Origin of the sequence: Pseudomonas sp. IT-P44 (assembly GCF_949768225.1) — a bacterium.
Lineage (GTDB): Bacteria > Pseudomonadota > Gammaproteobacteria > Pseudomonadales > Pseudomonadaceae > Aquipseudomonas > Aquipseudomonas migulae.
The window spans coordinates 83,496-106,656 of the sequence record NZ_CATKQM010000008.1 but is presented as its reverse complement, the minus strand read 5'-3'; the positions used below and the strand labels follow the sequence as shown (position 1 = coordinate 106,656).

Genomic DNA, 23,161 nt, shown 5'->3' with positions numbered 1-23,161 from the left:
GCCTTCTGTCAATAAGGTAGCTTTGCCGGTTACGCGGGAGCGTTCCAGCTCCTAGAATCAGGTTTTTTCAGCGCGCAGCATTGATACCTATCAGTCGTCGACGCGCACGGCCTGGCCGGGCATCGCCTGCGCTCCAATCATTCATCTGTCACTGACCCAAGGTTCTCCATGGCTCAATACGTCTTCACCATGCATCGGCTGGGCAAAGTTGTTCCGCCGAAGCGGGAAATCCTGAAAAACATTTCGCTGTCCTTCTTCCCCGGCGCCAAGATCGGCGTGCTCGGCCTCAACGGTTCGGGTAAATCCACGCTGCTGAAAATCATGGCCGGCGTCGACACCGAGTTCGAGGGCGAAGCCCGTCCGATGCCGGAGCTGAACATCGGCTACCTGCCACAGGAACCGATCCTGGACCCGACCAAGACCGTGCGTGAAGTGGTCGAGGAAGCGGTCAGCGTGATCAAGAACGCCCAGGCACGCCTGGACGAGGTCTACGCGGCTTACGCTGATGAAGATGCCGACTTCGACAAACTGGCCGCCGAACAGGCCAAGCTCGAAGCCATCCTGCAAGCCAGCGACGGTCACAACCTGGATCGCCAACTGGAAGTCGCCGCCGATGCGCTGCGCCTGCCGGCCTGGGATGCCAAGGTCGAATTCCTTTCCGGTGGTGAAAAGCGTCGTGTGGCCCTGTGCCGCCTGCTGCTGTCCGCACCGGACATGCTGCTGCTCGACGAACCGACCAACCACCTGGACGCCGATTCCGTCGCCTGGCTGGAACACTTCCTCCACGACTTCCCGGGCACTGTCGTTGCGATCACGCACGACCGTTACTTCCTGGACAACGTTGCTGGCTGGATCCTCGAGCTCGACCGCGGCGCCGGTATCCCGTACGAGGGCAACTATTCGGGTTGGCTTGAAGCCAAGTCCGATCGTCTCGCTGCCGAATCCAAGCAGCAGTCGGCCCACGAAAAAGCCATGAAGGAAGAACTGGAGTGGGTGCGCAAAGGCGCCAAGGCCCGCCAGTCCAAATCCAAGGCACGTCTGCAACGTTTCGAAGAAATGCAATCGCAGGAATTCCAGAAGCGTTCGGAAACCAACGAAATCTACATCCCGGCCGGTCCGCGCCTGGGCGACAAGGTCATCGAGTTCAAGAACGTTTCCAAGGGCTACGGCGATCGCGTGCTGATCGACAACCTGTCGTTCTCCATGCCAAAAGGCGCCATCGTCGGCGTGATCGGCGGTAACGGTGCCGGTAAGTCGACGCTGTTCCGCATGCTGATGGGCAAGGAACAACCGGATTCGGGCAGCATCGAAGTCGGCGAAACCGTGCAACTGGCCTGCGTCGATCAGAGCCGCGAAGACCTGGACGGCAGCAAGACTGTGTTCCAGCAAATCTCCGACGGTTCGGATCAGATCCGCATCGGCAACTACGAGATCCCGTCGCGTACCTACGTCGGTCGCTTCAACTTCAAGGGCGGCGATCAGCAGAAGTTCGTCAAGGACCTGTCCGGTGGTGAGCGCGGTCGCTTGCACCTGGCCTTGACCCTGAAAGAGGGCGGCAACGTCCTGCTGCTCGACGAACCGTCCAACGACCTCGACGTTGAAACCCTGCGTTCCCTGGAAGAAGCCCTGCTGGACTTCCCGGGCGCCGCCATTGTGATCTCTCACGATCGGTGGTTCCTTGATCGCGTCGCGACGCACATCCTGGCGTACGAAGACGATTCGCAAGCGGTGTTCTTCGAAGGTAACTACACCGAGTACGAAGCCGACCGTAAGAAACGCCTCGGCGAAGCGGCTTCCCAGCCGCATCGTGTACGGCACAAGAAACTGGCCTGATTTCGGGTTGGTTGCATGAAAAAACGGAGCCTTCGGGGCTCCGTTTTTTTATGGGTTTTTTCAGGTACACCGAGGTGCATTCATCGCGAGCAAGCTTTGCTCCTACAGGGGACGCGATCAACTGTAGGAGCAAAGCTTGCTCGCGAAAGCGGAATCACTACTGGTGCATGATCCAATTTGTGAATCCCTTTTTAGGTGCGAAATCAGCCTGAAAATGGAGGTTATTTATATCCTGCGCACCATTTAATTTCATAAACGCGACATTTTGCTCTATTACTGTGCGCGCTCCGTTTGCTAAAGTCCGGCCCAATCTCTTCCAGCGACAATAAATTTGCCGAGACTTTTCCATGATCGAATCCGTCGAAACCTTCCTTGCCCGACTGAAAAAACGCGACCCGGACCAACCTGAATTCCATCAGGCCGTCGAAGAGGTCCTGCGCAGTCTGTGGCCATTTCTCGAAGCCAATCCGCATTATCTGACCTCCGGCATTCTGGAGCGGATCTGCGAGCCGGAGCGGGCGATTGTGTTCCGTGTTTCCTGGGTCGACGATCACGGCAAGGTGCAGGTCAATCGCGGTTTCCGCATCCAGATGAACAGCGCGATCGGTCCGTACAAGGGCGGCTTGCGTTTCCATCCATCGGTGAACCTCGGCGTACTGAAATTCCTCGCCTTCGAACAAACCTTCAAAAACTCCCTGACCTCGTTGCCCATGGGCGGTGGCAAGGGTGGCTCGGACTTCGACCCGAAAGGCAAAAGCGACGCGGAAGTCATGCGCTTCTGCCAGGCCTTCATGAGCGAGTTGTACCGCCACATCGGTGCAGACGTTGACGTGCCGGCCGGCGACATCGGCGTCGGTGCCCGCGAGATCGGTTTCCTGTTCGGTCAGTACAAACGCCTGAGCAACCAGTTCACCAGCGTGCTGACCGGGAAAGGCCCGAGCTATGGCGGCAGCCTGATTCGTCCGGAAGCCACCGGTTTCGGCTGCGTGTACTTCGCCGAGGAAATGCTCAAGCGCAGCGGTGAAGCCGTCGAAGGCAAGCGCGTAGCGATCTCGGGTTCCGGCAACGTTGCGCAGTACGCGGCGCGCAAGGTCATGGACCTGGGCGGCAAGGTGATTTCGCTCTCGGACTCCGAAGGCACGCTGTACTGCGAGGCGGGTTTGACCGAAGAACAGTGGCTGGCGCTGTTGGAGCTGAAAAACGTCAAGCGTGGACGGATCAGCGAACTGGCCACGCGTTTCGGTCTGGAGTTCCGTGCGGGTCAGTGCCCGTGGGATCTGGCGTGCGACATCGCGCTGCCCTGCGCCACTCAAAACGAACTGGATGCCGAGGCCGCGCGCACGTTGCTGCGCAACGGCTGCATCTGCGTGGCGGAAGGCGCGAACATGCCGACCACCCTGGAAGCTGTGGACCTGTTTATCGAGGCCGGGATTCTGTTCGCGCCGGGCAAGGCGTCCAACGCCGGCGGTGTCGCGGTGAGCGGGCTGGAGATGTCGCAGAACGCCATGCGTCTGCTGTGGACCGGCGGGGAAGTGGACAGCAAACTCCACGGGATCATGCAGTCGATCCACCATGCGTGCGTGCATTACGGCGAAGAGAACGGCCGCATCAACTACGTCAAAGGCGCGAACATTGCCGGTTTCGTCAAAGTCGCCGACGCCATGCTCGCCCAGGGCGTGGTTTAAGCCGGTTCGATGCGGATGATTTCGATCGTCTGATCGCCCGCCGGGCGTTGCCACAGCACCTCGTCGCCGAGTTGCGCCCCAAGCAATGCCCGGCCCAGCGGTGAACCCCAGTTGATCAGGCCCGCAGACGCGTCGGCCTGGTCTTCACCGACCAATTGCACGGTTTGCTCGGTGCTGTACTCGTCGGCGAAGGTCACGCGGCTGCCGATCTGCACCTTTTGCGTTGAACTGGCGGCGGTCACGACCTGAGCGCTTTGCAGGCGCTGATTGAAGTAGCGCAAATCCCGCTCAAGGTCCACCAGGCGTTGCTTGTCGGCCTGCTCGCCTTGGGCCGATTGTTCATTGTGCAATTGTTGCAACCCGGCGACTTTTGCCTGCAACTGGGCAAGGCCTGCGGGCGTGACGTAATTGGGCTGCGTGCTGACCTGCCGTTCGACGGGCTGATCAACTTGCGCGGCGGCGTTATCTTCATTGACGAAGGCGCGACTCATGGTTTCCTCCCGTTATAGGGTTTAGGCCATGGTCACAGGCTTTTAGTTTCGGCGGATGTCTGTCAGCGACTCATTGCGAGCGAAACGCACGGGCGGCGTCCTGATCTTTCTGCTGTTGCCAGGCTTTTTCACGTTCGTCCCAGTGATGGCTGCGATAGTCCTCGCGGTCTTCGCTTTCGCGCATGGCCTGGCATTGGCGGAAGCCATCGCTCCAGCCTTCGGCGTATGGCTTGTCCTTGAGATACCGCGGCACGTTCTTGCGAAATTCACCGGTGATCGCCCCGGCGGCCTGTCGACCACTGCTGCAGCCGTCATCGAAACCATCGGCGAATGCCGGAGGATAACCCTTGGCAATCAGGTCTTCGTGAGTCGTCTGGCAACCCGCGCACAACAGCAACACACCCATCACACCCACGCAACGCCACATCTCGGACTCCCGGCCGTTCAACGGCCTATGGTTCAAGTCTAGAAGTGCATTCGTGAGACCTTCGTGAAAGGCCTGTGATGAATCCGTTGAACAACACAGATCCAATGTGGGAGCGGGCTTGCTCGCGAAGGCGTATTGTCAGTCACCATCAGTGTTGAATGACACTACGCCTTCGCGAGCAAGCCCGCTCCCACAGGGAAGGTGGTGTGTCAGGTCAGTAGTGATACCACTTCAGCTCAAGCATCACTTCATTCTCAGGTGTGGCCAGATGGCTGAATTCGCGCTGGGCGCTCAGACGCAGACCCAGGTTACGCGACAATTCCCACTGCTGGTTCAGACTCAAACTACGGCGCACTTCGCCATTGGTGAAGAAATCCCCCTTGGCCTCCAGGCTGAAATTGCCCAGCGGATTCTTCCATAGCACACCGCTGTTGAAACCTGCCGCGGGGGCGATGAAACCGGCGAAGTCGTTATTGTGTTCGACGCGCACGGTGCCCAAGGCAAAACCGAGCATGTCGTCGCCCAGTTGCCACGTGCCGCCACCACCGCCGTTGACATGACTGACGAGTGTTTCATCGTCATGTTTGCCCGGCACCCGCTCCAGGCCGCCGGTGACCTGCCACGACAGCGGTTGCAGCAGCTCGTTGCGCGGGGTCAGGGAGCGAATGGTCGCCAGATCCAGTTGCTGCAACTGCCACTGATTGCCTTCGTATTGGCGCAGTTTCATCTGCAGGATTTCGATCTGCGCGCCGAGGGGAAAGCTTTCCGAGTTGTCGTTGAGATCGTGATACGCCATGCGCAGGCCATATTCGCCAAAGGCTTTGTCGCCCCGGGTGCCGAGACCGGCCTGCCAGGTGCGCGATTCATGGCCATCTTCGGGCAAGCCCGGTTGCGGGATGTCCAGCTCCGGCGCCGGGTTCTGGTTGATCGCCCGCAGCAATTCAAAACTGCGCTGAGCTCGCTGCGGGTCGCGTTCCTGGCCGTTGGCGCGGTAGCGTTCGAGCCGGTAAGCCGCGTCGATGATCAGCGCCTGACGTTCGCGCGGTTGCGCCTTGAACGCCGGTTCCTGCAACTGTTTCTGGTCGGCGCTGACTTTCAGTACCCACTGCTGCTCTTCAGGATTCAACGGTTCGGCGCGGCTCAGCAGTTCGCGTTCGCGGGAAGGCCGATATTGAATGGACTCCACCAGGCCGGCTTCTTTCACCGCTTTGACCGTGTCGGTGGGAATGGCGGTCAGCGGGAACTGTTCGGTCAGGCGCAGGCTTGGACGCGCCACTTGCAGCAGTTCCAGCAGGCGATAGGAGCAGTTTTCGTCGAAGAAGAAATAGTCGAACTGGATCTGCTTGAGTTCCCAGACGTGCTCGACCATGCGCTCGGTTTCCTGCTGTGTCAGGTTCAGCCGGTATTCCCACAGGTCACGGTTTTCGAGGCTGCGGTACTCCGAGAGTTTTTCCTGATACGGCACCAGCGCAAACAGGCCCGGATAGCCGCCCATCAAACCTTTCCAGGCGTAGAGAATGCTGTTGTCGGAACCTTCGATGTAGGCGCCGAAGTTGATGGCGTAGCTGAGCAATGACGTTTTGTCGCTCTGCACATCCGCCTGATCGATGCGCAGCAGCGTGTGGCCGAACATCGATGACGGACTGTTCAAGTAGGCTGCCGGGAAAATCATCACCGCGCTGTGGGGCGAGACATCCTTGAACCATTGCTTGAATTCGGCACAGTCCAGTGCCGGCAAGTCAGTCAGGTTGAGTTGCGCCTTGAGCCAGCGGGTACGCGCCGGGTAGACACATTGCGCATGCTTTTCGCCGGCACTGGCCGGTGCGTACAGCGCCTGTACGGTGGCCGCCAGTTCGCGGTCGGGGTGTTCGTTGCCATCGGGCGCCAGAAAGAATTTCCTGTCGCTGACATAGCTGCGCCAGCCACCGAGCTTGGCGGTTTCGTAATGCCCCAGGGAAATCCAGAAGGGGTCGTTGGCCAGTTGCTGCAAACGTTGATTGTCGATGTGAGGCGCGGCGGACAGCGGGGCGCAGACACAGAGCGCCAGCCAGGCAAGGCGTTTGAGCATAGTGGGCAACTTAAGTCGAAAAAAATAAAGACCCGGTACGGAAGATCCGTCCTTGTAGGAGCCGGCTTGCTGGCGATGGCAGCGCCGCGTTGTAACTGGACAACCGCGTTGATGCGATCGCCAGCAAGCCGGCTCCTACAATTGAACGATATGGCCGAAAGAGGGCAGGTCCAAAAAAATAAAACCCGCTCCCCGAAAGGAGCGGGCGGGTCGAGCTTAAGCTTGAGTTGCGTACTTGGCCAGACGAGGATCGGCCTTCAAAACGGCCAGGGTGTTGGTATGCACATCTTCTGCAGTCATGTCAGCCTTGCTGAAGATCTGCTGGAAGTGCTCGTGAGTCACAGCCGCGAAATGCGCACGGTCTTCCGGCGCCACGCCCAGTACCACGGCGTAGGTCGTCAGCGCTTCGCCGTTACCTTTAGCCATGTCTTCGGACAGCTCGTTCATCATGCCATTCATGGCAAACCAGGATTTGCCGCCATAAGTCAGCGACGCATTAGTCGCGCAACCGTTGGTACCAGAGGTCATACCGAACGTTGCGTTGCCGGAAGTGCCGTTAGTGGTGGATGCCAGGAAGTGTGCCGGGGTGCCACGCTGACCTTCGAACAGCATGTTGCCCCACCCGCAATCCGGGCCGCCTGGCGCCTGTGCCATAGCGTTGATGGATACAGCGGTGAAGAGAGTACCGAGAAGAATCCGTTTCATAGCTTTGTTCTCTTTATGTGCGTACCAATGGACAAGGGTTCTGGCCCGGCTCTGTACGGAAACTGCCTGCGCGACGATCAGGCTGCGTTGAAAACAGACTCGGAATGCTCATGTGGGTCCCCCACACTCCGCTTCCTCGTCTGTTTTCGCCTTGCCTGATCGCCGCTCGGCGAGTTTTCGTACAGACCACTACGGCGCCAGTGGGCCGGTTATTGTTCCAGCCGCGCAGCTTGGAGTTTAGGCACGTTCCAAGGGTTCCGTTACTTTTTCCGAAACATTCGTTGAAAACATTGATTTAGACCCGGCCCGCCTGGGGATGCCCGTTTGGCTATGCTTTGGCGAAAGGCGCGCCTTGCAAGTGGGGTATGGGCAGCGCCAGAATGCCGCTATCTGCCCCGCCTGATGTAAGGAAGCCCGATGCCTGATCCTGTTGCTGCCAGCTTGCGTCTAGCGCCCGAAGCGCTGACCCGTCCGTTTTCCGCTGAACAGTTCAGCTTCTCTACCACCAATGATCTGGAGCCCTTCCGCGGTGTGCTTGGCCAGGAACGTGCGGTCGAAGCCTTGCAGTTTGGTGTGGCCATGCCACGCCCCGGTTACAACGTATTCGTCATGGGCGAGCCTGGCACTGGCCGGTTTTCGTTCGTCAAACGCTACCTGAAGGCCGAAGGCAAGCGCCTGCAGACCCCGGCCGATTGGGTCTACGTCAACAATTTCGATGAACCCCGCGAGCCGCGCGCCCTGGAATTGCCATCGGGCACGGCCGGCGCGTTCATCGGTGATATCAACGCTTTGATCGACAACCTGCTGGCGACCTTCCCGGCGGTCTTCGAACATCCGTCTTATCAGCAGAAAAAAAGCGCCATCGACCGCGCCTTCAACCAGCGCTACGACAAGGCGCTGGACATCATCGAGCGCCTGGCGCTGGAAAAAGAAGTCGCGCTGTACCGTGACGCGAGCAACATCGCGTTTACCCCGATGAGCGAAGGCAAGGCGCTGGATGAAGCTGAATTCGCCCAGTTGCCGGAAGCCGATCGCGAGCGTTTCCACGAAGACATCTCCGGTCTGGAAGAGCGTCTGAACGAAGAACTCGCCAGCCTGCCGCAGTGGAAGCGCGAGTCGAGCAATCAGCTGCGCCACCTCAACGAAGAAACCATCACCCTGGCCTTGCAGCCGTTGCTGTCGCCGTTGTCGGAAAAATACGCCGAGAACGCGGCGGTGTGCGGTTACCTGCAAGCCATGCAGGTTTACTTGCTGAAAACCGTGGTCGAGCAATTGGTCGACGACAGCAAGGTCGATGCGGTGGCGCGCAAGATGCTGGAAGAGCAATACGCGCCGAGCCTGGTGGTCGGTCACTCGGCCAGCGGCGGTGCGCCGGTGGTGTTCGAGCCGCACCCGACCTACGAAAACCTGTTTGGCCGCATCGAATACAGCACCGATCAGGGCGCGCTCTACACCACGTATCGCCAGTTGCGACCGGGCGCGCTGCACCGCGCTAACGGCGGTTTCCTGATCCTTGAAGCCGATAAAATGCTCAGCGAGCCGTTCGTATGGGATGCGCTCAAGCGCGCCCTGCAATCGCGCAAACTGAAAATGGAATCACCGCTGGGTGAGCTGGGGCGTCTGGCCACCGTGACCCTGACACCGCAACACATTCCGTTGCAGGTCAAAGTCGTCATCATCGGTGCCCGGCAGTTGTATTACACGCTGCAAGACCTCGATCCGGACTTCCAGGAGATGTTCCGCGTTCTGGTGGACTTCGACGAAGACATCCCGATGGTCGACGAAAGCCTGGAGCAGTTCGCCCAGTTGCTCAAAACCCGTACCTCCGAAGAAGGCATGGCACCGCTGACCGCCGATGCGGTGGCGCGTCTGGCGACCTACAGCGCGCGTCTGGCCGAGCACCAGGGGCGTTTGTCGGCGCGGATCGGTGACTTGTTCCAACTGGTCAGCGAGGCGGATTTCATTCGTCACCTGGCCAGCGATGAAATGACCGACGCCGGGCACATCGAGCGTGCGCTCAAGGCCAAGGCCACCCGCACCGGGCGCGTTTCGGCGCGGATTCTCGATGACATGCTGGCGGGGATCATCCTGATCGACACCGATGGCGCGGCCGTGGGCAAGTGCAACGGGCTGACGGTACTGGAAGTCGGGGACTCGGCGTTTGGTGTCCCGGCGCGGATTTCCGCCACGGTGTACCCGGGTGGCAGCGGTATTGTCGACATCGAGCGTGAGGTCAACCTCGGCCAGCCGATTCACTCCAAAGGCGTGATGATCCTCACCGGGTATCTGGGCAGCCGTTACGCTCAGGAATTCCCGTTGGCAATTTCCGCAAGTATCGCCCTGGAGCAGTCCTACGGTTATGTCGATGGCGACAGTGCGTCGTTGGGCGAGGCATGCACGTTGATTTCGGCGTTGTCGAAAACACCGCTCAAGCAATGCTTTGCAATCACCGGCTCGATCAACCAGTTCGGCGAAGTGCAGGCGGTGGGCGGGGTCAACGAGAAGATCGAAGGCTTCTTCCGTCTCTGCGAAGCCCGCGGGCTGACCGGTGAGCAGGGGGCGATCATTCCTCACGCCAACGTGGCGACGCTGATGCTGGACGAGAAAGTGCTGGCGGCGGTGCGCGCAGGGCAATTCCACGTTTACGCAGTACGCCAGGCTGACGAAGCGCTGAGCCTGTTGGTCGGCGAGCCTGCCGGTGCGCCGGATGAGAATGGCGAATTCCCAGAAGGCAGCGTGAATGCGCGGGTGGTGGAGCGCTTGCGGGTGATCGCGGAAATGATCAGCGAAGAAGACCTGAAAGAAGCCGAGAAAGAAGCGGCACAGGAAGCGTTGGTCGAAGCCAAGCCGGCCTGACACAGAGGAGTCCCTGTAGGAGCGAGGCTTGCCCGCGAAGAACGATAACGCGGTTATTCCGGCAAACCGCGTCATGGCTTTCGCGGGCAAGCCTCGCTCTTACAAGTGCCATCACTCTGACGTCAATATTCACACAATGACCATTCGGCGCCTTCTGGTCTCAGTTGGCGTGCGGGCCTGACTTTTCTTCTATTCTCAGCTCAAGGACATCGACAGTAATCACTGGATCGAGACAGTTCTCCCGTGGGAGCTGAATACCGGATCTACCGAGGGTCGCCGCCATGTCGCGCAACCTCTGCCTCACCCGTCAATGCCTGGGCCTTGTGACCCGTATCGAATGTGCCATCAAGCCATTGGCTGGTGATACGGGCATGTGGACTTTGCTTTTCGCCGCCGGAATGGCTGGCGAACAACCCTCAGCCATCAAAGCCCAAGGTCCGTTTCCTGGGCCCTTCGCGGCTGAATCGATCCTCGACACCATCGTTGAAAGCCTGACGTTGCACGGCTATGAACTGGCCGATGACCCGCAAATCTGGTGCCTGCACCTGCAAGCCCAGCTACGGGAAATCAATGGTGGGCGCTGCCGCAACATGGGCGGCTTCGAGTTCCGCCCCGATCACTGAGACGACTATTGGGCGAGGCTGGACGTATCAGCCTTGTCGAGTTTGACCTCGAATCCATATTGCACCGTGGTGAGATCGGTTCGCTGGTAGGTTTCCAGCTGCGCCGGCTGGCCGTAGAAGTAATGCACGCTGAATAACGCCGGGCCCTGCGCACTTGCATCGTGAATGACCGAAAGAATCTCCTTGAGATAGTGGCCGCTGTCGTCCCTGGCGAAAAAGCGCCAGTCCTGGGCGGGGAACAGCTTCAGATCAACCACCAGTGCATTGCCTTTCAGTTCCAGGCCTTTGGGCAGCCGGTCTGTTTCAAGTGTCTGCTTGTCGACGGTGGCCAGGAACAGCGGCATGGATCCCACCGCAAACGCCGGCGTTTGCGCGAACAGGTTCAAGTCATAAGTGATGATGCCGCGCAGGGGATCGACCTGATAAGCCTCGGGCGGCAGTTCGATCGGCTCGTCACGTTGACCGCTGCTGTCCTCGGTAAAGAAACTGACCGGGCTATCGCCAGGGCTGAAGGACGTGCCGAGCAGTTCATCGTTGAAGCTTCGGGTGTGATCGAACTCGATGCGCGCCGCGCTCGGGTCGTCCACCGATTGCCGGATGCTGACGCTCTTCTTCAGTTGCTCCTCGCTGAGCGTTGCGCCTTTGAGCCAGGTCGGTGCCTGATCGTCGTACACGACCACGGGTAAAGTCAGTGGCTGGATGGTTTTTGCCGTGGTGTGTTGATCGAAGCGACGGATCGGCAGGTCCAGGTCCTTGCGCGTGACCGTGGCCGCCGAAAAGTCCAGCAGGCTGACTTCAAGGGTCTCGATGGGGCCGTTGAAATACACCTTGGAGTAATGCCTGGTTTGTTGCTTCTCAAACGCGCGTTGTTCCTCATCGAGCTGCCTTTCGAAGGCTTCGCTCCAGCTCTTCTGCTGTTGCATTTTCGCCAGTTGTTTCTGGTAGAAGGCAATTTGCGCGGCGGTTTGGTTGATCGAACCCGAGCGTGAGAGAAATTGCCCGGTGGCGTCCCTGGCCTGGACGACCGACGGGTTGAAGGGTATCTCGCTGACTTCCGGGGCCAGCGGCGCGCTGTTGCTGAACTCGATTTCGGCGTAGTTGTTTGTCAGCTTCAGCAGCGTGACGCTCAGGTTGTCATTGCTGCGAGTCTGGCCGACGTCTTTTTTGGTCAGGTCGAAGCTATAGAGCCTGCGCGGGGCGATGACTTCGACCTTGCCTTGCAGGCTGATGGGCTGCGGCTGGTTCTTGATTTCCATGCCCAGGCCGTCGATGAAGGGATAAGTCACCGTGAGATCGTCGGGGCTGGTCAGGTTGGAGCTCGACGGGCTCAGTTGAATGCCCGGATCGGTTTCCGACCACTCCGGCTGGAACGGGATCACGCGTTTGTTGCTCAAGGTCACCGACTGCCATTCCAGGCCGTGGGGAAAGAGAAACTCGGCGGGAATGTTGAAGTTGAACGGGAACACCGGTTGTAGATCGGTCAGGTAGTCGGAGCTGGAATCCTTGTGCAGCACAAACAGGCCGTTAATGTACGTGTCGACCAGCGCCTGTGGCGTGGGGTAGTGCTTGAGCACGGCGAGGACATCTGCGCCGTACTCGGTTTCCACCGGTTTGCTGTCGAGTTTGAGTTGCGCACGTTCGAGCAGCAGCAGGGAGCCACCGAGTTCGGCCACGGCATCCTTGAGTTTCGGGTCCTGGATCGCGTCGAGGGAGGTTTCGAATTGCGCGGTCTTTTCCTCAAGGCTGACCTGGCGTTTGTCATCGTCCGGTGAACAGCCGCTCACCAGCAGGGCCAGACAAATCCCGGCGCTCATTAAAGGCAATCGCACATCCATTTCCCGTCGTCCTGTCCGATGTCGCAGAGGTGTCAATGCTTTGGACACTAGCAGAAAAACCTTGTCACACACGCGCAGGTGGCGGATTTTCCGAGTGTTTCTGGCTGTAACGGGGGGCTGGTATACTCGCGGCCATTTCCAGCCCACGTGTGAGATTCAATGGAACGCTTTATCGAAAATGCAATGTATGCCTCCCGCTGGCTGCTGGCGCCGATCTACTTCGGTCTGTCCCTCGGGCTGCTGGCCCTGGCGCTGAAATTCTTCCAGGAAGTCTTCCACGTCATCCCTAACGTGTTCTCGATGGCCGAATCGGACCTGATTCTGGTGCTGCTGTCGTTGATCGACATGGCGCTGGTGGGCGGTTTGCTGGTGATGGTGATGATTTCCGGCTACGAGAACTTCGTTTCCGAGCTGGATATCGATGACAACAAGGAAAAGCTCAACTGGCTGGGCACCATGGATTCGTCTTCATTGAAGATGAAGGTCGCGGCGTCCATCGTGGCGATTTCGTCGATTCACCTGCTGCGGATCTTCATGGACGCCAAAAACGTCGATCCCGAGCATTTGAAGTGGTACGTGATCATCCACATGACCTTCGTGGTATCGGCGTTTGCCATGGGGTATCTGGATAAACTCACCAAGCACTGATCCTCACCAGGCACTGTAGGAGCGAGGCTTGCCCGCGAAGGCGTCGTGACAGACAACACTTATGTCGACTGACACGACCTCTTCGCGGGCAAGTCGGATCGCCGCACCGCACGCTCCTACATGAACGGTGTGAAACAGACGGGCGGTGGCGTTTATGGCTTGTACTTTGATGCTGTGAGGCCTATGCCTGTATGAATGCTGGCTCGCCGCTGCGTGAGGTGCGTTCATGAACTTCGTAGAGTTACGTGCTTATGCCATCGCAGGGAAAGTCGATGAGCTGAACCTGATCTCCATGGAAGGCGGAATCTACCTGTTGGAGGCGCGCATGCACGGGGCCGCCTACCCGTTGAGTGATGCTCACGGCGAGATGGTTCACCTGCGCTCGGTCGAGCATGCGCGTGAAGTGCTGCATAACTTTCCCACCTTGCCATTCAACCTTGTGCATACATCGGTTCACGATGAAATGTGCGGGTTGGGTGCGAGTGCGGGGGAAAGCCTGAAGGTGCCGATTGCCTTCGGTTCTGCCTGGCAGCACTGACACCCCCTCATCAGCGCAACGACATCTGTGCTAGTCTGCTGGCCCTTTTGGTTCCGGGCGTTCCGGGACGCGCTGTGCACGCACGGCAAGTTCCAGGGCCGTCCGCACAGCGGAGCAGTGTCATGTCCGAAGTAAATCTGTCCACCGACGAAACCCGCGTCAGCTACGGCATTGGCCGTCAGTTGGGCGACCAACTGCGCGACAACCCGCCGCCGGGCGTTAGCCTGGACGCAATCCTGGCAGGCCTGACTGACGCTTTCGCCGGTAAGGAAAGCCGTGTAGGTCAGGAAGAAATGTCCGCCAGCTTCAAGGTTATCCGCGAAATCATGCAAGCCGAAGCAGCTGCCAAGGCTGAAGCGGCTGCTGGCGAAGGCCTGGCATTCCTGGCTGAAAACGCCAAGCGCGATGGCATCACCACCCTGGCTTCCGGTCTGCAATTCGAAGTGCTGACCGCCGGTGAAGGCGCCAAGCCGACCCGTGAAGACCAAGTGCGTACTCACTACCACGGCACCCTGATCGACGGCACTGTGTTCGACAGCTCCTACGAGCGCGGTCAGCCTGCAGAATTCCCGGTAGGCGGCGTGATCGCTGGCTGGACCGAAGCCCTGCAACTGATGAACGCTGGCAGCAAATGGCGTCTGTACGTGCCGAGCGAACTGGCTTACGGCGCTCAAGGCGTTGGCAGCATTCCGCCGCACAGCGTACTGGTCTTCGACGTCGAGCTGCTCGACGTTCTGTAATACATGAGCCTGTAGGAGCGAAGCTTGCTCGCGAATGCATCACCTCGGTTTCAAGTCGGAACCGAGTTGTCGGGTTCGCGGGCAAGCCTCGCTCCTACAGGTTTTGTGGGGTTTCTCATATTTCTAGCTTGTGATGCAGTTCATGCGACGGGCGCAACGCCCGGGCATAGCAGAACAGAAACAGATTGCGCACCAGTTCCTTGAGCACCACCGGCTCGCTGGAACTCAAGCCGTTGACGTCCAGGTCACCCTGATCCTGCAGCTCGTTCAAGGCTTCTTCTTCAAGCACCGCACAGACTTCCCCGGTTTCCCGATGCAGGATCCTGAGGTAGGGGTGTGGGCGGTCCAGCCAGGCATCGATCAAATAAGTCATGGGTCTCATCTCCATTGATTGGTTTCAATGAGAATAATTCTTATTCATCAAATAGCAAGGGCCTATTGGCGGTTTGTGATTTTTTCCGGGTAAAGATTGCGTAAGGTCAAAGCGGCTGGCGTTTGGCTATTGCGAGGGAATGCGGGGCGAAGCGGGGGAGGGCGAAGCACCATCCCACGCCGGGCGCGGGATGGAATACAGCAGGTTCAGACTTTTCTGACGAACTCGGATTTGAGCTTCATCGGGCCGATGCCGTCGATCTTGCAGTCGATGTCGTGATCGCCATCGCACAAGCGGATGTTCTTGACCTTGGTGCCGACCTTGACCACCAGCGATGTGCCTTTGACCTTGAGGTCCTTGATCACGGTGATGGTGTCGCCGTCTTGCAGGACATTGCCCACCGAATCCTTTTTCACGGCGTCATCGGACGCCGCTTCAGCTTCGCCGCTGGCAGACCATTCGTGGGCGCACTCCGGGCAGATCAGCTGCGCGCCGTCTTCATAGGTGTATTCGGAATTGCATTTCGGGCAGGGTGGCAACGTGCTCACTAAAGCTCCTTGGATTCAGGATCGCTAAAAAGCGCACATTATATAGAGTTTTAGCCGGGAGGGGGTCTGTAGGAGCCGGCTTGCTGGCGATCCAGTCGCCGCGGTGCTCCAGAAGCACCGCGGTGATGCAATCGCCAGCAAGCCGGCTCCTACGAAAAGCAGATCAGTGAGTGCGGGCGACCGCGAATTCACTCAGCTCGACCAATGCATCGCGGTATTCGCTGGCGGGCAGCGCGTCGAGGCATTTGATCGCACGGGCCACGTAGTCGCGGGCCAGTTGCGCGGTGTACTCAAGCGAACCGGAAGCATCAACGGCCTCGCGAATGCTTTCCAGGTCCTCGATGCCACCTTTCTGGATCGCCTTGCGCACCAGGGCAGCCTGCTCCGGCGTGCCTTCGCGCATGGTGTAGATCAGCGGCAGGGTCGGCTTGCCTTCGGCCAGATCGTCACCGACGTTCTTGCCCAGGGTCTCTGCGTCACCTTTGTAGTCCAGCAGGTCGTCGACCAGCTGGAAGGCTACGCCCAGGTGGTCACCAAACGTGCGCAGGGCTTCAGCCTGTTCCGGCGTGGCTTCGCAGAGGGCGGCGGCGCTGTGGGTCGAAGCCTCGAAAAGCATCGCGGTCTTGCCGCGGATGACTTCCATGTAGGTTTCTTCGGTAGTGCTCGCGTCACGAACCTTGGACAGCTGCAACACTTCGCCTTCGGCGATGATGCGCGTGGCTTGCGAAAGGATCTTCATCACCGGCATGGAGCCCAGTTCGACCATCATTTCGAAGGAGCGCGAGTACAGGAAGTCGCCCACCAGCACGCTAGGTGCGTTGCCCCACATGGCGTTGGCGGTCGAACGGCCGCGGCGCATGCCGGACATGTCGACCACGTCGTCGTGCAGCAGGGTGGCGGTGTGCAGGAACTCGATGGTCGCGGCCAGCAGACGCAGGTCGTCGCCTTCGCGGCCAAGGGCCTTGCCACACAGCAGCACTAATAAAGGACGCAGGCGTTTACCGCCGGCCGAGGTAATGTAATCGCCGATTTTCGATACCAGCGGCACTCGGGAAGTCAGCTGCTTCTTGATGATGCCGTCGACGGCGCTAAAATCGTCCGCCACCGCGCGGTAGAAAGCTTGGGGTTGCATCAGCGACAGTCGCTCCAGAAGGGTTGCGCGGCATGCTAGGACCCACGTCGGCGGGTGTCAAGGCGCGATGGACGGCCTCTTGCAACGCCACGGCAGCTTGCGTACAATCGCGCACCCTGAACTTCCTGGGCAGCACCTGCCTTACGCAATTGCAAACTGGCCTTCCAGCCATATGCAGCCATGCCAGCCAATACCTCTTCTTATAAAGAGCTGGGTGAGCAGGATTATCGGAGAAATACCATGTCGTACGCAGTAATTGTTACTGGTGGCAAGCAATACAAGGTCGCCCCAGGTGAATACCTGAAGATCGAAAAACTGGAAATCGCTACCGGCGAATCCGTTACTTTTGATCGCGTTCTGTTGGTCGCCAATGGCGATGACGTGAACATCGGCGCTCCAGTTGTTGCTGGCGCTACCGTTGTGGCTGAAGTGATCTCCCAAGGTCGTCACGATAAAGTCCGCATCATCAAGTTCCGTCGTCGTAAGCACCACATGAAGCGTATGGGCCACCGCCAGTGGTACACCGAGATCAAAATCACCGGTATTCAGGCTTAATTTCAGCCTAATTCCTCACTAGGAGAATTGACTCATGGCACACAAAAAAGCTGGTGGTAGTACCCGTAACGGTCGCGACTCAGAAGCCAAACGCCTTGGCGTGAAGATGTATGGCGGCCAGGTTATCATTCCGGGCAACATCATCGTGCGTCAGCGCGGCACCCAATTCCACGCCGGTTACGGTGTTGGCATGGGTAAAGATCACACTCTGTTCGCTAAAATCGACGGCGTGATCAAGTTTGAAGTAAAAGGCGCTTTCAACCGCCGTTACGTGAGCATTGTCCCGAAGACTGAAGTCGTCGCGGCATAATTACGTAGATGCTGGAAAAGCCCTGTCTCGCGACGGGGCTTTTTCGTTTGTGGGGTGAGTCTCTTGCAAAGCTGTTTGTAATGAGCTCCAGCGCTGGATTTGCGGTCGTTGATTGAGGTCGCTGCGCTCATTTTTGCAAGAGTCTTATGTCTGGATTTTTTCGGCTCGTCCGTATGGCGAGAGGCGTTTTGTTATGAAGTTTGTTGATGAAGTATCGATTCGAGTAAAGGCCGGTGACGGCGGCAACGGTTGCATGAGCTTCCGTCGCGAGAAATTCATCGAAAACGGCGGCCCGAACGGCGGCGACGGTGGTGATGGCGGCTCGGTCTACATGATTGCCGACGAAAACCTCAACACCCTGGTGGACTACCGTTACACCCGGCACTTCGATGCCGAGCGCGGTTCCAACGGCGGCAGCACCGACTGCACCGGCAAGAAAGGTGAAGAGCTGGTACTGCGTGTGCCGGTCGGCACCACGGTCATCGACGCTGCCACTCAGGAAGTGATCGGCGACCTGACCAAGGCTGGTCAAAAGCTGCTGGTGGCCCATGGCGGCTGGCACGGTCTGGGTAACACCCGTTTCAAATCCAGTACCAACCGCGCTCCGCGTCAGACCACTCCGGGTAAGCCGGGTGAGGCGCGTGACCTGAAGCTGGAAATGAAGGTGTTGGCGGACGTTGGTCTGCTGGGTTTGCCGAATGCTGGCAAAAGTACTTTCATTCGCTCGGTATCGGCCGCCAAGCCGAAAGTCGCCGACTACCCGTTCACCACGCTGGTGCCGAACCTGGGTGTGGTCAGCGTCGATCGCTGGAAAAGCTTCGTGGTCGCGGACATTCCGGGCCTGATCGAAGGTGCTTCCGACGGCGCTGGCCTGGGGATTCGCTTCCTCAAGCACTTGTCGCGTACCCGTTTGCTGCTGCACCTCGTGGACATGGCGCCACTGGATGACACCAGCGCCCCGGATGCGGCTGAAGTGATCGTCAGCGAGCTGACCAAGTTCAGTCCATCCCTGGCTGAGCGTGATCGCTGGCTGGTGCTGAACAAGTGCGACCAGATCCTTGAAGAAGAGCACGATGCTCGCGTCAAGGAAATCGTTGATCGCCTGGAGTGGACCGGTCCGGTTTACGTGATCTCCGCCATCTCCAAGCTCGGTACCGAGCGTCTTTGCCACGACATCATGCGTTACATGGAAGATCGTGCTGACCGTCTGGCGAACGATCCGGCCTACAAGGAAGAGCTGGCCGAGCTCGATCAGCGCATCGAAGACGAAGCGCGCGCTCAGTTGCAGGCCCTGGATGACCAGCGTGCCCTGCGTCGCAGCGGCGTTAAGTCGGTCCATGACATCGGTGACGATGATTGGGATGAAGAAGATGTGGATGACGAAGACGGTCCGGAAATCATTTACGTGCGTGACTGATCTGTTGCGATAAACTTGAACGCCGCTCCCTGGAGCGGCGTTTTAGTATCTGGAAATCGATTGTTGGTAACAAATAGCCACGATTAACGTCACGGGCAGCGCTGGGTCGCGCTGCCCTCAAGCTAAGGTTGAAGATGATGCGGAGCAAGGTGACAGGTGCGCAGCGTTGGGTCGTGAAAATCGGCAGCGCGTTGCTGACGGCGGACGGCAAGGGCCTGGATCGCGCGGCAATGGGTGTCTGGGTCGAACAGATGGTGGCCTTGCATGAGGCGGGCGTCGAGCTGGTGCTGGTGTCCTCCGGGGCGGTAGCGGCGGGCATGAGCCGTCTGGGCTGGACCGTGCGACCCAGTGCAATGCACGAATTGCAGGCAGCTGCCGCCATCGGTCAGATGGGTCTGGTTCAAGCGTGGGAGTCGAGCTTTGCCGAGCATGGCCGGCACACTGCGCAGATTCTTCTGACTCACGACGATCTGTCTGACCGCAAGCGCTACCTGAATGCCCGCAGCACCTTGCGTGCCTTGGTCGAGTTGAAAGTGATCCCGGTGATCAACGAAAACGACACCGTGGTCACCGACGAAATCCGTTTCGGCGACAACGATACGCTCGCGGCGCTGGTGGCCAACCTGGTCGAGGCTGATTTGCTGGTGATCCTGACGGATCGCGACGGCATGTTCGACGCCGATCCGCGCAACAATCCCGATGCCAAGCTGATTTACGAAGCTCGTGCTGATGATCCGGCGCTGGATGCTGTCGCAGGCGGTACCGGTGGTGCGTTGGGTCGTGGCGGCATGCAGACCAAGTTGCGTGCGGCGCGCTTGGCAGCGCGTTCCGGTGCGCACACCATCATCGTCGGTGGGCGCCTTGAGCGTGTGCTGGATCGCCTGAAGGCAGGCGAGCGCATCGGCACCTTGCTGTCGCCGGAGCGCGGCATGCTGGCGGCGCGCAAGCAATGGCTGGCCGGGCATCTGCAAACTCGCGGCACGCTGGTGCTGGATGCTGGTGCGGTGACGGCCTTGTCCCAAGGCAATAAAAGTCTGCTGCCGGTGGGTGTCAAACTGGTTCAGGGCAGTTTCCGTCGCGGTGAAATGGTGGTGTGCGTGGCGCCGGACGGTCGTGAAATCGCCCGTGGCCTGGCCAACTACAGTGCGCTGGAAGCACAAAAAATCATCGGTCAGTCGTCTGAGGCGATTGTCGGTCTGTTGGGTTACATGGCGGAGCCGGAACTGGTTCATCGCGATAACCTGATCCTGGTCTGAAGGAATATTTGAATGCGCGTGGCAAAAGGATTGTTGGGCTTGCTGTTGGCAATGCCGCTGCTGGCTTCGGCCGAGGAGATTGGTCAGGTGTCGACGGTGTTCAAGTTCGTCGGCCCGAACGACCGCATCGTCGTCGAGGCATTTGATGATCCGAAGGTCGAAGGCGTGACGTGCTACCTGTCCCGAGCCAAGACAGGTGGTGTGAAGGGTGGTTTGGGTCTGGCTGAAGATCGAGCGGAAGCGTCCATTGCGTGCCGTCAGGTTGGTCCGATCAACTTCAAGGGTGAATTGAAGGATGGCGAAGAGGTGTTCAAGGAGCGTACTTCGCTAGTCTTCAAGACCATGCAGGTGGTGCGTTTCCTCGACAAGAAGCGCAATACGCTGGTGTATCTGGTGTACAGCGATCGCTTGATCGAAGGCAGTCCGCAGAATGCGGTGACGGCGATTCCGATATTGCCGTGGCGTTAATGGATGGTTGATTGACTGGCGAGCCGTTCGGCTCGCCATTTTTTTGTTCGGTGGAATTGAAGTGCTTCAGGCGCGAAAGGATTCGTATGCGGTCGTTTTTGCTGTGGTTTGTGCTGTGCTGTTCGGTGTCCGGCTCGGTATTGGCGGAGCCATTTTATGTTGGGAAGTCGCTGGCGCATCCAGTGATAAAGGGCTCTCAGGACAGTGGTGCGACGTTGGCCTTTCTCCGTGAGGCGGGCGGGGTGAAAGGTTATACCTGTCTGTGCGAGTCGCCTGATGAGGCGCCACAATTACTGGATAACTTCGGTGATGCGAGTATTGAGTCGGTGTTCTATGCCAGCCTCGACAGCGACATTGAGACGCTGATCGTGCTTTCCCGGGCTTCGGGGCGATATGCGCTTCGTGGTTACCGGTTCTCCCCGCAGACGGGCCGGTACCGCCGACTCGAAACCCTGCAGTCGGTTCTGGATCGAATTGCCAGTGGTCATAAAACCCTCAATGCCGCCCTCGTCCAGCGCGAACTCGTTAAGTTGTCACCTTATGACTACGGTCGGCCCATGGTGAGAACCGGCATTGTCGAATTCGATGCGCTCGATCCTGCTGGCGGAACGCTGGTGGGGTATTTTGGCGTTGATGGCGTCCCGGCTTCTGCGGTGCATGGACCGGAGGATGGTCATCGTGACACCTATAAGAAGACTTTCGAGAATCGTGACGGGCATTGGCTGACGGTCACTTATGAACGTGTCTATCCTTCGGAGGACGATGTCGGCTCTGCCTATAGGGTTAGCAGAGTGGCCTGGGAAACTGATCCGAAGCAGTATCGAGGATCGGAAGACGGTGTATCGGTGTTGTTGAGTGAGGGCAGGCTACTGGCGCGTGGTGCATTTGTTCAGGGTAAGCAGTCTGGCAGCTGGGTCATCTTCGAAGAGTCGGGTGAGTCTAGCGGTGCCTACGTGGACGGGCTGCGCCAGGGGCGCTGGATTGTTCAGGATGAGGATACCGTTTCAGAAGGCATGATCGTCGATGACTTTTATGAGGGGCGCTGGGTCATTCGTGCGCAATCGGGGGAGGGCGAGCTGTCGGGGTTTGATACCTACAAACACGGTGAGTTCGACGGTCCTACCGAGCGCATGAGCCATGGTGAGATCGTCCAGCGCGGCGATTTCGTAAAGAGTCAGCAGCATGGTTACTGGATTACCAGGAGTGGCGAGGGCAGTTACCTGTGGGGCGTTCGCGAAGGCACCTGGAAGTTGAACGTTCAGGATGGGCGTGTGCAGACTGTCAATTTCGTCGCCGGCAAGAAGCAGGGAGAGTTGCGGGAAGTTGATGCGGCAGGCGTGTTGCGCCTCGTCGAGCATTATCGTGCCGACGTTCTTGATGGGCTCAAAGAAACCTATGCCGCCAATGGCAAGCTTACCTATTCGGCCAACTATGCCAATGGCCAGATTGACGGGCGTGCGCTGACTTACAGCGAGGACGGTGCTGTGTTGCGCTCGGATATCTCCTGGCGTAACGGTTCGATAGACGGTGCTTTTCGAGACTTTCATCCCAATGGGAGGCCCGATCGGGTGGCTACCTACGAAGCGGGCGAGCCAATTGGCAATCTTCAGTCATTTGATGAGGCTGGAGTGTTGGTCGAGGATAAAAACTATTGCCATGTGGCGGACGGGAAGTACACCCGTATCAAGCTCTGCGGCAAGCAGCGAGGTGGCTTTAATAACGGCCAGTTCGACTTTGAGGCTGAGTATCTGTTCGGCAATGAGCAAAGTGTCCGGCATGTCCAGGATGGGCGAAAGGTTCGCGAAGTGTTGCTGGGGCCTGATGATCATGTGACTCGCAACAGTTACTACTCCAATGGACAGTTGGAGTGTTCGGAGGCAAAACAGGGCTTTCGTCTGATCACGGTCGAGGGGCGAGAGTACAAGGATTATTCGTATGCCAGGCGTGAGGGAGAAATGGTCTGCTATTACCAGGCGGGTGTGATCAAGCGGCGATTCAACTTCAAGGATGACAAGCTGGTCGGTTGCTATACCGGTTACGATGAGGCGGGTGTTCAGAATTTTCCGCCGCCAGAAGGTTGTCCTCCGCCGAAGCCGGTGGTGTTCAATTTCGGTGAGTAGCCTTTGTCCGGAGAGTGCATCCTGTGGTGGATGTGCTCCCGGTGTGGGGTTGGGTTGGGTTGAGTGACGAGGTCAAATCGCAGGCAATAAAAAACCGACCCTGAGGTCGGTTTTTTAACAAGCGTGTTACTTAGGCAGCAGCAAGGTTCAGAGCCTTGACGTGGCCATTCAGGCGGCTCTTATGGCGAGCAGCCTTGTTCTTGTGGATGATGCCTTTATCGGCCATACGGTCGATAACTGGCACGGCCAGAACGTAAGCAGCTTGAGCTTTTTCAGCGTCTTTTGCGTCGATGGCTTTAACTACATTCTTGATGTAGGTACGAACCATGGAACGCAGGCTGGCGTTGTGGCTGCGACGCTTCTCAGCCTGTTTTGCACGTTTTTTGGCGGAAGGTGTGTTGGCCACCGTCGAGCTCCTCGAAAGACTTTTTAGGAAATAGCAAACAAAATAGGCCGCGAATCATGCCGATGAGTTGATGTCTTGTCAAGGGCGGTTGAGACGTTCCGCTAAGTGGTAGGTATAAAGAGGCGGG

The 23,161-nt window shown here is 58.5% G+C and carries 22 protein-coding genes; 13 read left to right on the top strand and 9 right to left on the bottom strand.

Features of this window, described 5'->3' with window-relative positions:
- Nucleotides 1–168 precede the first annotated feature (168 nt).
- Together ettA and gdhA are read left to right on the top strand one after the other, a co-directional pair.
- Nucleotides 169–1,833 (top strand): energy-dependent translational throttle protein EttA, encoded by a 1,665-nt coding sequence (gene ettA, locus ACM6IO_RS04410; RefSeq protein WP_008028865.1) that lies wholly within the window; start codon nt 169–171, stop codon nt 1,831–1,833.
- Between the two features lie 347 nt (nt 1,834–2,180).
- Nucleotides 2,181–3,518 (top strand): NADP-specific glutamate dehydrogenase, encoded by a 1,338-nt coding sequence (gene gdhA / locus ACM6IO_RS04405; RefSeq protein WP_008028863.1) that lies wholly within the window; start codon nt 2,181–2,183, stop codon nt 3,516–3,518.
- On the opposite strand, the gene ACM6IO_RS04400 is transcribed toward gdhA, so the two are convergent.
- From ACM6IO_RS04400 to ACM6IO_RS04385, 4 genes are all read right to left on the bottom strand, one after another.
- Nucleotides 3,515–4,009: a GreA/GreB family elongation factor gene (locus ACM6IO_RS04400; RefSeq protein ID WP_414911017.1), complete on the bottom strand. Its 495-nt coding sequence runs from the start codon at nt 4,007–4,009 to the stop codon at nt 3,515–3,517. The genes gdhA and ACM6IO_RS04400 overlap by 4 nt on opposite strands.
- A gap of 70 nt (nt 4,010–4,079) precedes the next feature.
- Nucleotides 4,080–4,436, bottom strand: coding sequence for a hypothetical protein (locus ACM6IO_RS04395; RefSeq protein WP_008037920.1), 357 nt, complete (start codon nt 4,434–4,436; stop codon nt 4,080–4,082).
- A 214-nt stretch (nt 4,437–4,650) separates the two neighbouring features.
- Entirely contained in the window at nt 4,651–6,504 is a 1,854-nt protein-coding gene (locus ACM6IO_RS04390) for a DUF4105 domain-containing protein (protein WP_414911016.1), read from the bottom strand.
- A gap of 216 nt (nt 6,505–6,720) precedes the next feature.
- Nucleotides 6,721–7,209 (bottom strand): DUF3015 domain-containing protein, encoded by a 489-nt coding sequence (locus ACM6IO_RS04385; protein ID WP_414911015.1) that lies wholly within the window; start codon nt 7,207–7,209, stop codon nt 6,721–6,723.
- A 417-nt stretch (nt 7,210–7,626) separates the two neighbouring features.
- Here ACM6IO_RS04385 and ACM6IO_RS04380 point away from each other — a divergent pair, with 417 nt between their 5' ends.
- Together ACM6IO_RS04380 and ACM6IO_RS04375 are read left to right on the top strand one after the other, a co-directional pair.
- Nucleotides 7,627–10,065: a Lon protease family protein gene (locus ACM6IO_RS04380; protein ID WP_008028854.1), complete on the top strand. Its 2,439-nt coding sequence runs from the start codon at nt 7,627–7,629 to the stop codon at nt 10,063–10,065.
- A 281-nt stretch (nt 10,066–10,346) separates the two neighbouring features.
- Complete coding sequence (locus ACM6IO_RS04375) at nt 10,347–10,688, top strand: hypothetical protein (RefSeq protein ID WP_008028851.1); 342 nt, start codon at nt 10,347–10,349, stop codon at nt 10,686–10,688.
- Between the two features lie 5 nt (nt 10,689–10,693).
- Here the strand turns inward: ACM6IO_RS04375 and ACM6IO_RS04370 are convergent, their stop codons facing one another.
- A complete protein-coding gene (locus ACM6IO_RS04370) occupies nt 10,694–12,523 on the bottom strand; it encodes a hypothetical protein (RefSeq protein ID WP_414911014.1) in 1,830 nt (609 codons plus the stop codon).
- Nucleotides 12,524–12,682: 159 nt separating this feature from the next.
- Between ACM6IO_RS04370 and ACM6IO_RS04365 the strand changes: the two genes are divergently transcribed.
- From ACM6IO_RS04365 to ACM6IO_RS04355, 3 genes are all read left to right on the top strand, one after another.
- Nucleotides 12,683–13,171: a TIGR00645 family protein gene (locus ACM6IO_RS04365; protein ID WP_008037914.1), complete on the top strand. Its 489-nt coding sequence runs from the start codon at nt 12,683–12,685 to the stop codon at nt 13,169–13,171.
- Nucleotides 13,172–13,397: 226 nt separating this feature from the next.
- The gene (locus ACM6IO_RS04360) at nt 13,398–13,709 is read left to right on the top strand and encodes a DUF6482 family protein (protein ID WP_008028846.1); all 312 of its coding nucleotides are present in this window, start codon (nt 13,398–13,400) and stop codon (nt 13,707–13,709) included.
- Nucleotides 13,710–13,831: 122 nt separating this feature from the next.
- Entirely contained in the window at nt 13,832–14,449 is a 618-nt protein-coding gene (locus ACM6IO_RS04355; RefSeq protein WP_008028844.1) for an FKBP-type peptidyl-prolyl cis-trans isomerase, read from the top strand.
- Between the two features lie 115 nt (nt 14,450–14,564).
- On the opposite strand, the gene ACM6IO_RS04350 is transcribed toward ACM6IO_RS04355, so the two are convergent.
- The 3 genes from ACM6IO_RS04350 to ACM6IO_RS04340 form a co-directional block, all read right to left on the bottom strand.
- Entirely contained in the window at nt 14,565–14,822 is a 258-nt protein-coding gene (locus ACM6IO_RS04350; protein WP_008028843.1) for a hypothetical protein, read from the bottom strand.
- A gap of 206 nt (nt 14,823–15,028) precedes the next feature.
- The gene (locus tag ACM6IO_RS04345; protein WP_008028840.1) at nt 15,029–15,370 is read right to left on the bottom strand and encodes a zinc ribbon domain-containing protein YjdM; all 342 of its coding nucleotides are present in this window, start codon (nt 15,368–15,370) and stop codon (nt 15,029–15,031) included.
- A 163-nt stretch (nt 15,371–15,533) separates the two neighbouring features.
- Nucleotides 15,534–16,502 carry a polyprenyl synthetase family protein gene (locus tag ACM6IO_RS04340; protein ID WP_008028837.1) on the bottom strand — a complete coding sequence of 323 codons (969 nt, stop codon included), beginning with the start codon at nt 16,500–16,502 and terminating at the stop codon, nt 15,534–15,536.
- A 240-nt stretch (nt 16,503–16,742) separates the two neighbouring features.
- Between ACM6IO_RS04340 and rplU the strand changes: the two genes are divergently transcribed.
- The 6 genes from rplU to ACM6IO_RS04310 all read left to right on the top strand — a co-directional run bounded on the left by rplU (nt 16,743) and on the right by ACM6IO_RS04310 (nt 22,628).
- Complete coding sequence (rplU, locus tag ACM6IO_RS04335; RefSeq protein WP_003176051.1) at nt 16,743–17,057, top strand: 50S ribosomal protein L21; 315 nt, start codon at nt 16,743–16,745, stop codon at nt 17,055–17,057.
- A 34-nt stretch (nt 17,058–17,091) separates the two neighbouring features.
- A complete protein-coding gene (gene rpmA, locus ACM6IO_RS04330) occupies nt 17,092–17,367 on the top strand; it encodes a 50S ribosomal protein L27 (RefSeq protein WP_003215862.1) in 276 nt (91 codons plus the stop codon).
- 193 nt (nt 17,368–17,560) lie between these two features.
- On the top strand, nt 17,561–18,784 hold the full coding sequence (gene cgtA, locus ACM6IO_RS04325; protein WP_008037904.1) for an Obg family GTPase CgtA: 1,224 nt from the start codon (nt 17,561–17,563) through the stop codon (nt 18,782–18,784).
- A gap of 137 nt (nt 18,785–18,921) precedes the next feature.
- Complete coding sequence (proB, locus tag ACM6IO_RS04320; RefSeq protein ID WP_017340857.1) at nt 18,922–20,040, top strand: glutamate 5-kinase; 1,119 nt, start codon at nt 18,922–18,924, stop codon at nt 20,038–20,040.
- A gap of 12 nt (nt 20,041–20,052) precedes the next feature.
- A complete protein-coding gene (locus ACM6IO_RS04315) occupies nt 20,053–20,508 on the top strand; it encodes a CreA family protein (RefSeq protein WP_192228005.1) in 456 nt (151 codons plus the stop codon).
- 11 nt (nt 20,509–20,519) lie between these two features.
- Nucleotides 20,520–22,628 (top strand): hypothetical protein, encoded by a 2,109-nt coding sequence (locus ACM6IO_RS04310; RefSeq protein WP_414911013.1) that lies wholly within the window; start codon nt 20,520–20,522, stop codon nt 22,626–22,628.
- A 130-nt stretch (nt 22,629–22,758) separates the two neighbouring features.
- Here the strand turns inward: ACM6IO_RS04310 and rpsT are convergent, their stop codons facing one another.
- Complete coding sequence (rpsT, locus tag ACM6IO_RS04305; RefSeq protein ID WP_008028826.1) at nt 22,759–23,034, bottom strand: 30S ribosomal protein S20; 276 nt, start codon at nt 23,032–23,034, stop codon at nt 22,759–22,761.
- Nucleotides 23,035–23,161 lie beyond the last annotated feature (127 nt).

Excerpts from the sequence above, each read along its gene's own strand:
- ettA (WP_008028865.1), top strand. The coding sequence starts at position 169 with ATGGCTCAATACGTCTTCACCATGCATCGGCTGGGCAAAGTTGTTCCG.
- gdhA (WP_008028863.1), top strand. The coding sequence starts at position 2,181 with ATGATCGAATCCGTCGAAACCTTCCTTGCCCGACTGAAAAAACGCGAC.
- ACM6IO_RS04400 (WP_414911017.1), bottom strand. The coding sequence starts at position 4,009 with ATGAGTCGCGCCTTCGTCAATGAAGATAACGCCGCCGCGCAAGTTGAT.
- ACM6IO_RS04395 (WP_008037920.1), bottom strand. The coding sequence starts at position 4,436 with ATGTGGCGTTGCGTGGGTGTGATGGGTGTGTTGCTGTTGTGCGCGGGT.
- ACM6IO_RS04390 (WP_414911016.1), bottom strand. The coding sequence starts at position 6,504 with ATGCTCAAACGCCTTGCCTGGCTGGCGCTCTGTGTCTGCGCCCCGCTG.
- ACM6IO_RS04385 (WP_414911015.1), bottom strand. The coding sequence starts at position 7,209 with ATGAAACGGATTCTTCTCGGTACTCTCTTCACCGCTGTATCCATCAAC.
- ACM6IO_RS04380 (WP_008028854.1), top strand. The coding sequence starts at position 7,627 with ATGCCTGATCCTGTTGCTGCCAGCTTGCGTCTAGCGCCCGAAGCGCTG.
- ACM6IO_RS04375 (WP_008028851.1), top strand. The coding sequence starts at position 10,347 with ATGTCGCGCAACCTCTGCCTCACCCGTCAATGCCTGGGCCTTGTGACC.
- ACM6IO_RS04370 (WP_414911014.1), bottom strand. The coding sequence starts at position 12,523 with ATGGATGTGCGATTGCCTTTAATGAGCGCCGGGATTTGTCTGGCCCTG.
- ACM6IO_RS04365 (WP_008037914.1), top strand. The coding sequence starts at position 12,683 with ATGGAACGCTTTATCGAAAATGCAATGTATGCCTCCCGCTGGCTGCTG.
- ACM6IO_RS04360 (WP_008028846.1), top strand. The coding sequence starts at position 13,398 with ATGAACTTCGTAGAGTTACGTGCTTATGCCATCGCAGGGAAAGTCGAT.
- ACM6IO_RS04355 (WP_008028844.1), top strand. The coding sequence starts at position 13,832 with ATGTCCGAAGTAAATCTGTCCACCGACGAAACCCGCGTCAGCTACGGC.
- ACM6IO_RS04350 (WP_008028843.1), bottom strand. The coding sequence starts at position 14,822 with ATGACTTATTTGATCGATGCCTGGCTGGACCGCCCACACCCCTACCTC.
- ACM6IO_RS04340 (WP_008028837.1), bottom strand. The coding sequence starts at position 16,502 with ATGCAACCCCAAGCTTTCTACCGCGCGGTGGCGGACGATTTTAGCGCC.
- rplU (WP_003176051.1), top strand. The coding sequence starts at position 16,743 with ATGTCGTACGCAGTAATTGTTACTGGTGGCAAGCAATACAAGGTCGCC.
- rpmA (WP_003215862.1), top strand. The coding sequence starts at position 17,092 with ATGGCACACAAAAAAGCTGGTGGTAGTACCCGTAACGGTCGCGACTCA.
- cgtA (WP_008037904.1), top strand. The coding sequence starts at position 17,561 with ATGAAGTTTGTTGATGAAGTATCGATTCGAGTAAAGGCCGGTGACGGC.
- proB (WP_017340857.1), top strand. The coding sequence starts at position 18,922 with ATGCGGAGCAAGGTGACAGGTGCGCAGCGTTGGGTCGTGAAAATCGGC.
- ACM6IO_RS04315 (WP_192228005.1), top strand. The coding sequence starts at position 20,053 with ATGCGCGTGGCAAAAGGATTGTTGGGCTTGCTGTTGGCAATGCCGCTG.